The 14,718-nt window shown below is 63.0% G+C and carries 11 protein-coding genes and 2 tRNA genes; 8 read left to right on the forward strand and 5 right to left on the reverse strand.

The features are described from left to right. Positions 1-3 precede the first annotated feature (3 nt). From E8F12_RS01970 to E8F12_RS01985, 4 genes are all read left to right on the forward strand, one after another. Positions 4-969: an SDR family oxidoreductase gene (locus E8F12_RS01970; protein WP_280323611.1), complete on the forward strand. Its 966-nt coding sequence runs from the start codon at positions 4-6 to the stop codon at positions 967-969. Then, the gene (locus E8F12_RS01975) at positions 966-1,985 is read left to right on the forward strand and encodes a glycosyltransferase family 4 protein (protein ID WP_280323612.1); all 1,020 of its coding nucleotides are present in this window, start codon (positions 966-968) and stop codon (positions 1,983-1,985) included. The genes E8F12_RS01970 and E8F12_RS01975 overlap by 4 nt, the downstream gene beginning before the upstream one ends. A 150-nt stretch (positions 1,986-2,135) precedes the next feature. Next, positions 2,136-4,139, forward strand: coding sequence for a nucleoside-diphosphate sugar epimerase/dehydratase (locus E8F12_RS01980; protein ID WP_280323613.1), 2,004 nt, complete (start codon positions 2,136-2,138; stop codon positions 4,137-4,139). A 62-nt stretch (positions 4,140-4,201) separates the two neighbouring features. Continuing rightward, the gene (locus tag E8F12_RS01985; RefSeq protein ID WP_280323614.1) at positions 4,202-4,525 is read left to right on the forward strand and encodes a ComEA family DNA-binding protein; all 324 of its coding nucleotides are present in this window, start codon (positions 4,202-4,204) and stop codon (positions 4,523-4,525) included. Between the two features lie 225 nt (positions 4,526-4,750). Here E8F12_RS01985 and E8F12_RS01990 read toward each other — a convergent pair. Next, positions 4,751-4,826 (reverse strand) — tRNA-Asn (locus E8F12_RS01990). Positions 4,827-4,896: 70 nt separating this feature from the next. Continuing rightward, the gene (locus E8F12_RS01995; RefSeq protein WP_280323615.1) at positions 4,897-6,093 is read right to left on the reverse strand and encodes an amino acid aminotransferase; all 1,197 of its coding nucleotides are present in this window, start codon (positions 6,091-6,093) and stop codon (positions 4,897-4,899) included. Positions 6,094-6,276: 183 nt separating this feature from the next. Between E8F12_RS01995 and uvrB the strand changes: the two genes are divergently transcribed. Then, complete coding sequence (gene uvrB / locus E8F12_RS02000; RefSeq protein ID WP_280323616.1) at positions 6,277-8,292, forward strand: excinuclease ABC subunit UvrB; 2,016 nt, start codon at positions 6,277-6,279, stop codon at positions 8,290-8,292. Between the two features lie 39 nt (positions 8,293-8,331). Here the strand turns inward: uvrB and E8F12_RS02005 are convergent, their stop codons facing one another. Genes E8F12_RS02005 through E8F12_RS02015 form a run of 3 tightly spaced genes read right to left on the reverse strand, consistent with a single transcriptional unit; the run spans position 8,332 to position 11,868 of the window. Next, on the reverse strand, positions 8,332-9,231 hold the full coding sequence (locus tag E8F12_RS02005; protein ID WP_280323617.1) for an EamA family transporter: 900 nt from the start codon (positions 9,229-9,231) through the stop codon (positions 8,332-8,334). A gap of 41 nt (positions 9,232-9,272) precedes the next feature. Beyond that, entirely contained in the window at positions 9,273-10,772 is a 1,500-nt protein-coding gene (locus E8F12_RS02010; RefSeq protein ID WP_280323625.1) for an MDR family MFS transporter, read from the reverse strand. A gap of 49 nt (positions 10,773-10,821) precedes the next feature. Beyond that, positions 10,822-11,868: an HlyD family secretion protein gene (locus tag E8F12_RS02015; RefSeq protein WP_280323618.1), complete on the reverse strand. Its 1,047-nt coding sequence runs from the start codon at positions 11,866-11,868 to the stop codon at positions 10,822-10,824. Positions 11,869-11,976: 108 nt separating this feature from the next. Here E8F12_RS02015 and E8F12_RS02020 point away from each other — a divergent pair, with 108 nt between their 5' ends. The 3 genes from E8F12_RS02020 to E8F12_RS02030 all read left to right on the forward strand — a co-directional run bounded on the left by E8F12_RS02020 (position 11,977) and on the right by E8F12_RS02030 (position 14,626). Continuing rightward, the gene (locus tag E8F12_RS02020; RefSeq protein WP_280323619.1) at positions 11,977-12,897 is read left to right on the forward strand and encodes a LysR family transcriptional regulator; all 921 of its coding nucleotides are present in this window, start codon (positions 11,977-11,979) and stop codon (positions 12,895-12,897) included. A gap of 25 nt (positions 12,898-12,922) precedes the next feature. After that, positions 12,923-14,404 (forward strand): glutamate--tRNA ligase, encoded by a 1,482-nt coding sequence (gltX, locus tag E8F12_RS02025; protein ID WP_280323620.1) that lies wholly within the window; start codon positions 12,923-12,925, stop codon positions 14,402-14,404. 146 nt (positions 14,405-14,550) lie between these two features. Continuing rightward, positions 14,551-14,626: transfer RNA gene (locus E8F12_RS02030), tRNA-Ala, on the forward strand. Positions 14,627-14,718: the final 92 nt, after the last annotated feature.

A 14,718-nucleotide genomic window follows, 5' to 3' on the forward strand; every position in this document is an offset into this window, starting at 1 on the left:
GGGATGGTGATGCGAGTTTTGTTGACTGGAGCGACGGGCTTCGTCGGTCGGGCGGTATTGGAGAAGCTGGTTGCCCAGGCTGGGCGCCAGGTGGTCGTGGCCGCCCGTCGTCCGATCTCGTCGGCGGCTGCGGTCTCGACGGTGCGGATAGCTGGCATCGACGGCAGCACCGACTGGCGTGAGGCCGTCGAGGGAGTCGATGTCGTGATCCATTCGGCGGCGCGTGTCCATGTGATGAACGAAGCCGCCGCGGACCCGTTGAGCGAGTTTCGCAAAGTCAACGTCGAGGGTACGCTTCAACTGGCGCGTGAAGCCGCGCGGGCAGGAGCCCGGCGTTTCGTCTTTGTCAGCTCGATCAAGGTGAATGGCGAGGGCACGGCTCCCGGCAGGCCCTACCAGGCGGACGATGAGCCCGCTCCGGCCGATCCCTATGGCATCTCGAAGCAGGAGGCCGAGCAGCAGCTTAAGGCACTGGCGGTCGAGACGGGCATGGAGGTGGTCATCATTCGGCCACCGCTGGTATATGGTCCGGGGGTCAAGGCCAACTTCCTGAACATGATGCGTTGGCTGAACAAAGGCGTCCCGCTGCCGCTCGGTTCGATCGACAACCGGCGCAGCCTGGTGGCACTGGACAATCTGGTCGACCTCATCGAGACCTGTGTCGCTCATCCCGCAGCGGCCAACCAGACGTTTCTCGTAAGTGATGGCGAGGACCTGTCGACCAGCGAACTACTGCGGCGCATGGCCCGGGCCCTGGGTAAGCCGGCGCGACTGCTGCCGGTGCCGATGTGGCTGCTGGAGTCTGCGGCGGCACTGCTCGGTAAGCGGGCCTTCTCCAACAGGTTGTGCGGATCCCTGCAGGTGGATATCGGCAAGACCCGCTCGCTGCTGGGGTGGACCCCACCCGTTGGCGTTGATGAGGCGCTGCGAAAGGTCGCCAAGCATTTCATGGATATCGAATCGAAATGATTATCTGGTGGTTTCTGCCGGCTCTGGTTCTCGGCTCTCTTGTTCTTACTGGCGGATTGCGCCGCTACGCACTGGCCAGGCAATTGATGGACATCCCGAACGCGCGCAGTTCCCATTCGGTGCCCACCCCCAGGGGCGGGGGCGTGGCGATAGTGCTCAGTTTCCTCATCGCGGTGCCGACGCTATGCCTTGCCGGGGTCTTGGACTCGGCGGCAGCCTTGGCGTTGTTCGGCGCCGGTGCCTGGGTCGCCCTGGTCGGATTCCTCGATGACCATGGGCATATCGCGGCACGTTGGCGGCTGCTCGCCCATTTCATCGGCGCAGGATGGGTGCTCTGGCTGGTCGATGGCCTACCCGTGCTCAGCGTGTTCGGACTCAGCCTGGACCTTGGCGTGCTCGGCTACGTGCTGGGCGGCCTCTACCTGGTCTGGCTGCTGAATCTCTACAACTTCATGGACGGGATCGATGGGATCGCCAGCGTCGAGGCGATCTGCGTCTGCCTGGGCGGTGCCTTGCTCTACTACCTGCTTGGCCAGCCGCATGCCATGGTCGTTCCGCTGTTCCTGGCGGCCGCCGTCTGCGGCTTCCTGTTCTGGAACTTCCCGCCTGCCCGGATCTTCATGGGCGATGCCGGCAGCGGTTTCCTCGGCATCACCCTGGGCGCGCTGTCGCTGCAGGCCGCCTGGTTCGACCCGAAACTGCTCTGGGCCTGGTTGATCCTGCTGGGGGTCTTTATCGTCGATGCCACCTGGACCCTGATGCGCCGCCTGCTCCGTGGGGACAAGGTCTACGAGGCGCACCGCAGCCACGCCTACCAGTATGCTTCCAGGTCCTGCGGGCGGCATTTGCCGGTGACCTTGGTCGTAGGTGCGATCAATCTGTTCTGGTTGCTACCCTGGGCCTGTGGCGTGGCGATGGGAACGATCGACGGCGCTCTGGCGCTTGCCGTTTCGTACTTGCCACTTGTCGGGCTGGCGATCCACTTTAACGCCGGCAAGCAAGAGACCAAGGCGTAAGCCTGGTGAGCAGCGTCCGCCAGGGCAGTTCCGATGCCCGCGGACGCTTCTTACTGGTGGATTGCTTGCTAGGATTGAAACGGATCGAGTGCCGATTCTGATTGAATTTGCGGCCTGATTGGGTCAAGACGGGAAAAGGAACCCTCAATTATGTTGCGCGAATGGCTGTTGCGGCTTCCTCGTCGATACAAGCGCCTGTTGCAGGTTACGGTAGATGTGCTGCTCGTCTGGGGGGCACTGTGGTTCGCTTTTGTCGTGCGTCTGGGCACCGATGAACTCGTGCATCCGCTGGGTGGGCACGCGTGGTTGTTCGCCCTCGCCCCGGTGGTTTCGATTCCTCTGTTCATCCGCTTCGGCATGTACAGGGCGGTAATGCGCTACTTCGGCAACGACGCTCTGATCACCATCGCCAAGGCTGTGACGCTCTCGGCATTACTTCTGGCGCTGGCGATCTACTGGTACCGTGGCGCGCCCGAGGTGATTCCGCGTTCGCTGGTCTTCAACTACTGGTGGCTGAGCCTGGTCATGGTGGGTGGGCTCCGCCTGGTCATGCGCCAGTACTTCCTGGGTGACTGGTTTTCCGCCGCGCGGCAGATGCCGTTCGTCAACGTCCAGGACGGACTGCCCCGTGTTGCCGTCTATGGCGCGGGCGCTGCGGGTAACCAACTGGTTGCGGCACTGCGGATGGGGCGAGTCATGCGTCCGGTGGCGTTCATCGACGACGACAGCAGCATCGCGACCCGGACCATCGCGGGCCTAGAGGTGTTCAAGCCGAAGCATATCCAGCAGATGATCGAGCAGACTGGCGCTCAGGAAGTCCTCCTGGCGATACCGTCAGCCTCCCGTGAGCGCCGGCGCAGCATACTGGCGAACCTTGAGCGTTATCCGCTGCATGTTCGCAGCATCCCCGGTTTCATGGACCTGGCCAGCGGCAGGGTGAAGGTGGATGACATCCAGGAGGTCGATATCGCCGACCTGCTGGGTCGTGACGCGGTGCCTCCCCGCAAGGAACTTTTCGAGCGCTGCATCCGTGATCAGGTGGTCATGGTGACCGGCGCCGGTGGATCCATCGGTTCGGAGCTGTGTCGCCAGATCCTGATTTGCGGTCCGCGGACCCTGATCCTCTTCGAGCACAGCGAGTTCAACCTGTACAACATACAGATTGAGCTCGAGCGTCGGATCTCTCGAGAGTCGCATAACATCCACCTCGTTCCCATTCTCGGGTCGGTGCGCAATCTGACGCGTCTGCACGACGTGATGCGGACCTGGTGCGTGGACACCGTTTATCACGCGGCAGCGTACAAGCACGTTCCTATCGTCGAGCACAATATTGCCGAAGGCGTTCTCAACAATGTGATGGGGACGCTCTACACCGCACAGGCGGCGATCAAGGCGGGTGTCGATAATTTCGTGCTGATCTCGACGGACAAGGCCGTTCGACCGACCAATGTAATGGGAGGAACCAAACGCCTCTCGGAAATGGTCCTGCAGGCTCTGAGCCGGGAGTCGGCACCCGTCCTGGTTGGGGAAGACGCTTCCGTTCACCGGGTCAACAAGACCCGTTTCACCATGGTCCGCTTCGGCAATGTCCTGGGGTCCTCCGGCTCGGTGATCCCGTTGTTCCGCGAGCAGATCAAACGTGGCGGTCCGGTGACGGTCACCCATCCGAATATCACGCGCTATTTCATGACCATTCCCGAGGCAGCCCAGTTGGTGATCCAGGCCGGATCAATGGGGCAGGGTGGGGATGTATTCGTGCTGGACATGGGGCAGCCGGTCCGGATCGCGGAGCTCGCCGAGAAGATGGTCCATCTGTCCGGTCTGACTGTTCGGTCGGAGAAGAACCCCAATGGTGATATCGCTATCGAATTCTCTGGACTGCGGCCGGGTGAGAAGCTCTATGAAGAGCTGCTCATTGGCGACAATGTCAGCCCGACCGAGCATCCGATGATCATGCGGGCCAACGAAGAGCATTTGCCCTGGGACGTCTTCAAGCGCGTACTTTCTGAGCTCTTTTCCGCAGTCGAGAAAGACGACTACGTCCGCGTGCGTCAACTCCTACGTGAAACCGTCAACGGTTACACCCCGGAAGAAGAAATTGTTGACTGGATCCATCAGCAACGGCGAATTGAGCCTTCCAACTCCAGGCACTAGTTTGTGCAGGGCGGATTTGGATGTACCGCCCTTCCCCTTACTGATGACAAGGAGTCTTCGCGATGTTGCGTATTCGAATCGCCTCGCTGTTTCTGGTGCTCTGTTCGCTTTTCTTCGGTTTCACACAGACTGCAGTTGCCGCCAAAACGGAGGCTGCTGCCGCTGCCACAAGTGCGGCGCGGCAGACGGGAAAGCTCAATATCAACTCGGCCGATGCGGCAGCGTTCCAGAGTGAGCTCGTCGGTATCGGTGAGACGAAAGCCAAGGCGATAATGCAGTATCGCGAAGAGAATGGACCTTTCTCCTCGGTGGATGATCTTCTGGAGGTCAAGGGAATTGGCGCCAAGACGCTTGAGAAGAACCGAGAGAAATTGAGCGTGGAGTGATATTTCGGGGAGTCAGAAAGCCGGCCAGCTAGGGCCGGCTTTTTGTTGCCCGTTGTATCGTTGGTGATCTGGATGCCGTGCAGGAACTCCGCTCGGGCAACCTTTTCCCTTCGGTGCGGCCCCTGCGGGAAGGGGCCGCTAGGTCTGAATTACCTGGGGCTAAGTCCCTGGTGAGAGTCCAGCGCATAAAGAAAAAGCCCCCAGCATCTGCTGGGGGCTTTTGTTTGGCTCCGCGACCTGGACTCGAACCAGGGACCCAATGATTAACAGTCATTTGCTCTACCGACTGAGCTATCGCGGATCGGATGCGCGTATCTTACTGATTAGAAAGGAGAAGTCAAGCATCTCGCTTGAGCTTCTCCTTATCGGCCTCAGAGCACCTGGGTGATGGCGCGGGTGATGCTTTCCAGGTTGCTGTTGTTCAGCGCGGCAACGCAGATGCGGCCGGTGCTGACGGCGTAGATGCCGTACTCGTTCTTCAGTCGTTCGACCTGCTCGGCGGTGAGGCCGGAGTAGGAGAACATGCCGCGCTGGCGCGCTACGAAGCTGAAGTCACGCTTGGCGCCGAGGCTCGCCAGTTGCTCGACCATGGCCAGACGCATGCTGTGGATGCGAGTGCGCATTTCACCGAGTTCTTCTTCCCACAGGGCACGCAGCTCGGGGCTATTCAGCACCGAAGCGACTACGGTAGCGCCGTGGGTCGGCGGGTTGGAGTAGTTGGTGCGGATCACGCGCTTGACCTGGGACAGTACGCGGCCGGCTTCTTCCTTCGAGCTGGTCACTACGGACAGGGCGCCAACGCGCTCGCCGTAGAGGGAGAAGGACTTGGAGAAGGAGCTGGACACGAAGAAGGGCAGGCCGGACTGGGCGAACAGGCGCACGGCTTCCGCATCCTGGTCGATGCCTGCGCCAAAGCCCTGGTAGGCGATGTCGAGGAAGGGGACGTGCTCACGCTCGCGCAGGACTTCCAGGACGGCTTTCCAGTCTTCCAGGGTCAGGTCGACGCCTGTGGGGTTGTGGCAGCAGGCGTGCAGGACCACGATGGAGCGAGCGGGCAGGGCCTTGATGTCTTCCAGCAGGCCGGCACGATTCACGCCATTGGTGGCTGCATCGTAATAGCGGTAGTTCTGCACCGGGAAACCGGCGGCTTCGAACAGCGCGCGATGGTTTTCCCAGCTGGGATCGCTGATAGCGACCACGGCGTTCGGCAGCAAGCGCTTGAGGAAGTCCGCGCCGGTCTTGAGTGCGCCGGTACCGCCCACAGCCTGGGTGGTGACGACGCGGCCCTGGGCGATAAGTTCGGAGTCCGCACCGAACAGCAGCTTCTGCACGGCCTGATCGTAGGCAGCGATGCCTTCGATCGGCAGGTAGCCGCGTGGGGCGTGGGCTTCGATGCGGGCTTTTTCCGCTTCTGCTACAGCGCGCAGGAGCGGGATACGGCCTTGCTCGTTGTAGTAAACGCCCACGCCCAGGTTGACTTTGTCGGCACGGGTATCGGCGTTGAACGCTTCGTTGAGACCCAGGATGGGGTCGCGCGGAGCCATTTCGACGGCAGAAAACAGACTCATGATGCGGCAGCTCGGAGGAGGAAGGTGAGGAAGGGTGCAACCCGGCGCGATGTGCGCTAGGGGTTGCGCAATCGGGTCGGTATTATAGCGACCCAGGCAGCCTGCGGCGACATCGCGCGCACGCTTTCCACCAGGTATGACGCCCGTTCTGCGCAGGTGTCACATCCAAGAGTCGAGGTCAGCATGTCGGAGTTTCAGCTTGTCACCCGCTTCGAGCCCGCCGGCGACCAACCGGAGGCTATTCGCCAGATGGTAGAAGGGCTGGAGGCCGGCCTTTCGCACCAGACGCTACTGGGTGTGACTGGGTCGGGGAAGACCTTCAGCATCGCCAACGTCATCTCCCAGGTGCAGCGTCCTACGCTGGTTCTGGCGCCGAACAAGACTTTGGCTGCGCAGCTTTATGGCGAATTTCGCTCCTTCTTTCCGAACAATTCGGTCGAGTACTTCGTTTCCTACTACGACTATTACCAGCCGGAAGCCTACGTCCCGTCCTCCGATACCTATATCGAGAAGGACGCCTCGATCAACGACCATATCGAGCAGATGCGCCTGTCGGCGACCAAGGCTCTGCTGGAGCGGCCCGATGCCATCATCGTCGCCACCGTCTCCTCCATCTACGGCCTGGGCGACCCGGCGTCCTACCTGAAAATGGTCCTGCACATCGACCGCGGTGACCGACTCGACCAGCGCACACTGCTGCGCCGCCTGGCGGAACTGCAGTACACCCGCAATGACATGGACTTTGCCCGTGCCACTTTCCGCGTGCGCGGGGACGTCATCGACATCTTCCCGGCGGAATCCGACCTCGAGGCCATCCGCGTCGAGCTGTTCGACGACGAGGTGGAAAATCTGGCGGCCTTCGACCCGCTCACCGGCGAGGTCATCCGCAAGCTGCCACGCTTCACCTTCTACCCCAAGAGCCACTACGTGACGCCTCGCGAAGTGCTGCTGGAGGCGGTGGACCAGATCAAGGAGGAATTGAAGGAGCGCCTGGAGCAGTTGCGCACCGCCAACAAACTGGTGGAAGCCCAGCGCCTGGAGCAGCGCACCCGTTTCGACCTGGAGATGATCCTCGAGCTCGGCTACTGCAACGGCATCGAGAACTATTCCCGCTATCTGTCCGGCCGTGCCCCTGGCGAGGCACCGCCGACGCTCTATGACTATCTGCCGGCCAATTCCTTGCTGGTGATCGACGAGTCCCATGTCACGGTTCCCCAGGTCGGCGCCATGTTCAAGGGTGACCGCTCGCGCAAGGAAACCCTGGTGGAGTACGGCTTCCGCCTACCCTCGGCGCTGGATAACCGCCCGCTGCGTTTCGACGAGTGGGAGGCCATCAGCCCGCAGACCATCTTCGTCTCGGCCACGCCCGGACCTTACGAGGGCGAGCACGCCGGCCGGGTGATCGAGCAGGTGGTGCGGCCCACCGGCCTGGTTGACCCGGAGGTTGAAGTGCGTCCGGCCACCACCCAGGTGGATGACCTGCTGTCGGAGATCCGTAAGCGCGTGGCAATCGAGGAGCGGGTGCTGGTCACCACCCTCACCAAGCGCATGGCCGAGGACCTCACCGACTACCTGGCCGACCACGACGTCAAGGTGCGTTACCTGCACTCGGACATCGATACCGTGGAGCGAGTGGAAATCATCCGTGACCTGCGCGTCGGCGCCTTCGACGTGCTGGTGGGTATCAACCTGCTGCGCGAAGGGTTGGACATGCCGGAGGTGTCGCTGGTGGCGATTCTCGATGCCGACAAGGAAGGTTTCCTGCGCTCCGAACGCTCGCTGATCCAGACCATTGGCCGCGCCGCCCGCAACCTAAACGGCAGGGCGATCCTCTACGCGGACAACGTCACCGGCTCGATGCAGCGTGCCCTCGGTGAAACCGAGCGACGCAGGGCCAAACAAGTGGCCTTCAACGAGGCTCATGGGATAGTGCCCAAAGGGGTCAAGAAGGACATCCAGGACATCCTCGAAGGTGCCACCGTGCCCGGCTCGCGCAGCAACAAGCGCAAGGCCATGGCCAAGGCGGCGGAAGAGAGTGCCCGTTACGAGAGCGAGCTGCGTTCGCCCAGCGAGATCACCAAGCGCATCCGCCAGATGGAGGAGAAAATGTTCCAGCTGGCGCGCGATCTGGAGTTCGAGGCCGCGGCGCAACTGCGCGACGAGATCCAGAAGCTGCGGGAACGGCTGCTTAAGCTCTGAACAGGAATGGGCGCCAATGGGCGCCCAATTCACATGCCTTCAGCGCCGGCCGAAGATGATCAGCACCACCCCTGCCAATGTCGCCAGGCAGGCCATGAGAGACGTGGCATCCAGCCGCTCGCCAAGAATCAGGAAGCCCAGCAGCAGCGCCACCACCGGGTTGACGAAGGCGAAGGTCGACACCAGGCTCGGCCGCACTTCCCGCAGCAGCCAGAAGTAGGCCGGGTAAACGCCGAGGCTGACCGGGATCACCAGGTAAGCCATCCACAGCCAGGCATTCAGGCTCAGGCTGCCCAGTTCCACGCCTTGCCAATCGCCGCGCCAGAGACCGAACACCGCCAGCACCAGAGTGCCGGTGAGCATCTGCAGGCTGAGGCCCATCCAGCTGGAGCGGAAAGGTGGGCGCTGGCGCAGCAGCCAGGCGCCGACGGCCCAGAGCAGGGTGGCCATGACCACCAGGCCGCCGGCGAACCATTGCTCGTGTCCTGCCTCATCACCGAGAGCATTGCCCATCAGCATTACGATGCCGCCGCTGGCCAGGGCGAGGCCGCAGAGCACCCAGAGCGGCGGGCGGCGGTCCAGCAGCCATTCCATGGCCACGCTCCAGAGGGGCAGGGTGGTGTAGAGCATCGCCAGCATGCCGGTCGGCAGGAACTGGTTGGCGTAGATCAGCGCGCCCTGGCCGACGGCGATCAGCAGCAGTCCGCCGATCAGCGCGCTGCCCAGGTCGCTGCGCTGCACTTGTGCCTTGCCGCTGGCTAGGACCCAGGCCAGGGCCAGGATGCCGGCGAAGAGAAAGCGCAAGGTGGCGATGACGAAAGGCGGCAGTTCGCGGAGGAGGAAGTGGTTGGCCAGGTAGGTGGTGCCCCAGCCGATGTAGATCATGGCGAAGGCACCGATCAGCAGAACGGTGCGACGGGTTGCAGCTTGGGAGGACATGTACAGCCTGAAGCGCAGCACGCCGGTTGCCCGGCGCGGGATTAGTGGGCGGCGGCGCCTGCGCCGCCGGTGGTGCCGGCGGGCAGCGCGCGGGTGAGCAGCACGGCGAGCATGCTGATGCCAAGGGCGATGCCGATGAAATGAAAGGCGTCATTGTAGGCCATGATGCTGGCCTGCTGGTGTGCGATTTCGCTGAGTTTGCCGAGGGCTGCTTGCTCGCTGCCGAGCTTTTCCGTCAGCAGCGCCAGGCGTTCGGCTACCTGCGGGTTGCTTGGCACCAGGGATTCGCGCAGGTAGTCGAAATAGACCTTGGCGCGGGCATCCAGCAGGGTGGCGAGCAGGGCGATGCCGATGGCGCCGCCCAGGTTGCGCAGGATGTTGAACAGGCTGGAGGCTGAACCGGCGTCCTGGGGCAGGATATAGGCGGTGGCAATCAGGGAGACGGTCACCATCACCAGGGGCTGGCCGAGGGCGCGGATGATCTGGATCTGGTTGAACTGCGGCCCGGCGAAGTCCGGATTGAGCACCCCGGAAGCGAAGCTGGCATAGCCGAACAGGCCAAATCCTGCGGCGCAGAGGAACTTGGGCGAGATCACCTTCATCAGCTTGGGCACCAGCGGGATCAGGAAGAGCTGCGGAACGCCCATCCACATGATCACTTCGCCTATCTGCAGCGCGTTGTAGCCCTGGACCTGCGCCAGGTAGAGCGGCAGCACATAGATAGAGCCGTAGAGGCCCATGCCGAGGCCGACACTGGAAATACTGGACAGGCCGAAGTTGCGGTTCTTCAGGATGCCCAGGTTGATCAGCGGGTTGGGGCGCGACACCTGGAGTATGACGAAGAGCACCAGGCTGACCAGCGCCACGCTGCCCAGGCCGACGATCAGCTGCGACTCCAGCCAGTCCTTGCGGTGACCTTCTTCGAGGAACACCTGCAGGCAGCCGAGGCCTAGTCCCAGGGTGACGATCCCGGAGTAGTCGGTGCGTTTCAGCAATTCCCAGTGCGGCGCCTTCTTCTCCAGGCCGTAGAGCAGGCCGGCGATCATCAACAGACCGGGCGGCACATTGATATAGAAGATGTATTCCCAGCCGAAGTTCTCGGTCAGCCAGCCGCCCAGGGTCGGGCCGATGGAGGGCGCGAAGGTGGCGGTGATGGCGAACAGGGCCATGCCCTTGGCGCGGTGGTGTTCCGGCAGCTTGATCAGGGTCAGGGTGAACGCCAGCGGGATCAGCGCGCCGCCGGTGAAGCCCTGCAGGGCACGGAAAACGATCATGCTCTCCAGGCTCCAGGCCAGGGAGCAGAGCAAGGATGAGATCAGGAAGCCTATCGACACCCAGACGGCCAGGCGCCGAGCGGAGAGCAACTGCACCAGCCAGGCGGTGAGGGGGATCATGATGATCTCCGCTACCAGGTAGGAGGTGGAAATCCAGGAGCCTTCCTCCAGGGTCGCGGACAGCGCACCCTGGATATCCTTGAGCGAGGAATTGGTGATTTGGATGTCCAGCACCGCCATGAAGGCGCCGAGCATGGCGCTCATCACCGCGATCCAGTCGCGGCGGCTGGGCTCGCCGCTGGGGCGGATCAATGCATCAGCCGCCACTGCGCTGTTCCTTGAGGCTTACCTTGACCAGCACCGACATGCCCGGGCGGATGCGGCCCTTGAGCGGGTTGTCGGCGGCGAAGGTCAGCTTCACGGGAATGCGCTGCACCACCTTGGTGAAGTTGCCGGTGGCGTTATCCGGGGGCAGCAGGCTGAATTGCGCGCCGGAGGCGGCGAACAGGCTGTCTATACGGCCATCGATCGGGGTATCGGGGAAGCTGTCGAAGACTAGCTCGGCCTTCTGCCCGGGCTGCATGTGTTCGATCTGGGTTTCCTTGAAGTTGGCCTGGATCCAGATGTCCGCGTCCGGAACCAGCGACATCAGGTGGGCGCCCACCTGCACGTACTGGCCGTTGCGCGCGGCCCGCTGGCCGACGCGGCCATCCATGGGCGAGCGGATTTCGGTGCGGCCGAGGTTCAGCTCGGCCTGGGCCACTTCGGCGCGCGCGTTGGCGATCTGCGCCTGCAGGCGCTTGATCTCGGCGTTCAGCGCGTCCACCTGCTGGCGCTGGGCCTTGAGGTCGGCCTCGGCCTTGGCCACCTGGGAGCGGGCGACGCGGGAATCGGCGGACAGGGTGGTGACCCGTTCTTCCGAGACGAACCCCGGCTTGCGCAGGGTCTGGGCGCGGGACAGGTCGATCTGGGTACGGCCGAGGGTGGCCTGGCTGGCCGCCACATCCGCCTGGCTGCCGGCGATCAGGCTGGATTGCTGGGTCAGCTTGCTCTTCGCCTGGGCCAGCTCCGCCTCGCGGGTGGCGAGCAGGGCCTGGGCACGTTGCAGTGCGAGCCTGAAATCGTCGGCTTCCAGGCGGATCAGCAGGTCGCCCTTTTTCACCTGCTGGTTGTCGCTGACCAATACTTCCTCGATGCGGGCGCCGAGTTGGCTGGATACGCGGGTGATCTCGCCCTGCACGTAGGCGTTGTCGGTGCTCTCGACGAAGCGGCCGATCAGCAGCCAGTGGGCGAAGAAGCCGGCGACGACCAGCACCACCAGGGTGATGAAGATGAACAGGCGGCGTTGCAATTTGGCAGGCATGGCAAGACGGAGCTCGGAGTTTTTTCAGAATGTTGCGAATCTAGCAGTGTTCCGTGCTCGCAAATAGCCGGTACAATTCAGAAACTTTGTTGCTTATAGGGAACAATAATGGGGCTGGATGATGCGCTGATCTTCACTCGCGTGGTCGAGTGCCACAGCTTCACCCAGGCAGCCCAGAGCCTGGGCATGCAGAAGTCCACCGTAAGCCGGCGCATTGCCCTGCTGGAGGAGCGCCTCGGCGTTCGCCTTCTCAATCGCACGACCCGCAAGCTGCGCCTGACTGAAGTCGGGCTGGCCTACTACGAGCGTTGCCGGCAGATCATGCTGGACTTCGCCGAGGCCGAGCAGGCAGTGATGCAGCTGCAGCAGGAGCCGTCCGGCCTGTTGCGGGTCACCGCGCCCATCGAGTTCGGCCAACTGTTTCTCGGCAAGGTGCTGGGCAGCTTCATGCGCCAGTACCCGCAGATTACCGCCGAGGTGGAGATCACCTCGCGCAACGTCGATCCGCTGGAGGAGGGCGTGGACATCGCCATCATGATCGGCCAGCCGCAGGACTCCACCCTGATCGCTCGCAAACTCTTCGAAAGCGACCGCCGGCTCTGCGCCAGCCCGGCCTACCTGGCGTCCCATGGCACGCCGCGCACGGTCGAGGCGTTGGCCGGCCACCGTGCCGTGCTGCTGCCCCAGGACTCCCAGCGCTACTGGATGCTGCAGGGTGAAAGCGTGCCCTGCCAGCGGGTGCTTTACTGCAACAACATCACCTTCGCCCGCGAGGCGGTGGTGGCCGGCGCCGGCATCGCCGCGTTGCCGGTGATGTTCACCGAGCCGGCCGTGCAGCGCGGTGAGCTGATCGAGGTGCTGCCCGAAGCGCGGCTGCCGAGCGGCGAAATCTATGCGGTCTACCCGTCCCGGCGTTTCCAGGCGATGAAGGTCAAGGCATTCCTCGACTTCCTGATGCGCAGCCTGCCGGTGCAGGAAGGACACTTGCTGGAGCCCGCAGCGGCCAGCCTGATAAGATCGCGCCTTTGATCGACCCGGAGTTTCGAGAGAACCCATGACCACCGTCCGTACCCGTATCGCGCCGTCGCCCACTGGCGACCCGCACGTGGGCACCGCCTACATCGCCCTGTTCAACCTGTGTTTCGCGCGCCAGCACGGCGGTCAGTTCATCCTGCGGATCGAAGACACCGATCAGCTGCGCTCGACTCGCGAGTCCGAGCAACAGATCTACGACGCCCTGCGCTGGCTCGGCATCGAGTGGGACGAAGGCCCGGACGTCGGCGGCCCGCACGGCCCCTACCGGCAGAGCGAACGTGGCGAGATCTACAAGCAGTACTCCCAGGAGCTGGTGGAAAAAGGCCACGCGTTCCCCTGCTTCTGCACTGCCGAGCGCCTGGACAAACTGCGCGCCGAGCAGACCGAGCGCAAGGAAACCCCGCGCTACGACGGTCACTGCATGCACCTGTCCAAGGACGAGGCGAACCAGCGTATCGCCGCCGGCGAGCCCCACGTGGTGCGCATGAAGGTGCCGAGCGAGGGCGTTTGCGTGGTGCCGGACATGCTCCGGGGCGATGTCGAGATCCCGTGGGACCGCATGGACATGCAGGTGCTGATGAAGACCGACGGTCTGCCCACCTACTTCCTCGCCAACGTGGTGGATGACCACCTGATGGGGATCACCCACGTGTTGCGTGGCGAAGAGTGGCTGCCCTCGGCGCCCAAGCTGATCAAGCTCTACGAATACTTCGGCTGGGAGCAGCCCAAACTCTGCTACATGCCGCTGCTGCGTAATCCGGACAAGAGCAAGCTGTCCAAGCGCAAGAACCCCACTTCCATCACCTTCTACGAGCGTATGGGCTTCCTCCCCGAGGCGATGCTCAACTACCTGGGACGCATGGGCTGGTCCATGCCGGACGAGCGCGAGAAGTTCTCTCTGGCCGAGATGGTCGAGCACTTCGACCTGTCGCGGATTTCCCTGGGCGGGCCGATCTTCGACCTGGAGAAGCTCTCCTGGCTGAACGGCCAGTGGATCCGCGAACTGCAAGTGGAGCGTTTCGCCGCCGAGGTGCAGAAGTGGGCGCTCAACCCAGACTACCTGATGCGCATCGCGCCGCACGTGCAGGGCAGGGTGGAGACCTTCAGCCAGATCGCTCCGTTGGCCGGCTTCTTCTTCTCCGGTGGCGTGCCGCTGGACGCCAAGCTGTTCGAGCACAAGAAGCTGAGCCCGGACCAGGTGCGCCAGGTCATGCAGTTGATGCTGTGGAAGCTGGAGTCCCTGCGTCAGTGGGATAAGGACAGGATCACCGCGTGCATTCAGGCCGTGGCCGAAAGCCTGGAGCTGAAGTTGCGCGATGTGATGCCGCTGATGTTCCCGGCCATCACCGGCCAGGCCAGTTCGGTATCGGTGCTGGATGCCATGGAAATTCTCGGGGCTGACCTCAGCCGCTTCCGCCTGCGCCAAGCCATCGAGTTGCTCGGTGGTGTGTCCAAGAAGGAAACCAAGGAGTGGGAAAAGCTGCTCGCGGCCATCGCCTGATGGCCCGTTGGCCGGTGCGGGGAGGGCCTGGCATCGGCCAGGGGCGGGTAAGTGTTTGTTCTTCCAGATAAAAAAGTTCAGCTGGAAGAAAAAATAGTGTTGACAGCGGGAAGGGGCGCCCCTAATATGCGCCCCGTCCTCGCGACGGGGCTATAGCTCAGCTGGGAGAGCGCTTGCATGGCATGCAAGAGGTCGACGGTTCGATCCCGTCTAGCTCCACCACTCTTTCCGGAGTGGGTCGCGAACAGGCTGAAGGTTTCGTCCCCTTCGTCTAGTGGCCTAGGACACCGCCCTTTCACGGCGGTAACAGGGGT

Source organism: Pseudomonas sp. BN102 (genome assembly GCF_029871245.1).
In the GTDB taxonomy this organism is placed as follows: domain Bacteria; phylum Pseudomonadota; class Gammaproteobacteria; order Pseudomonadales; family Pseudomonadaceae; genus Metapseudomonas.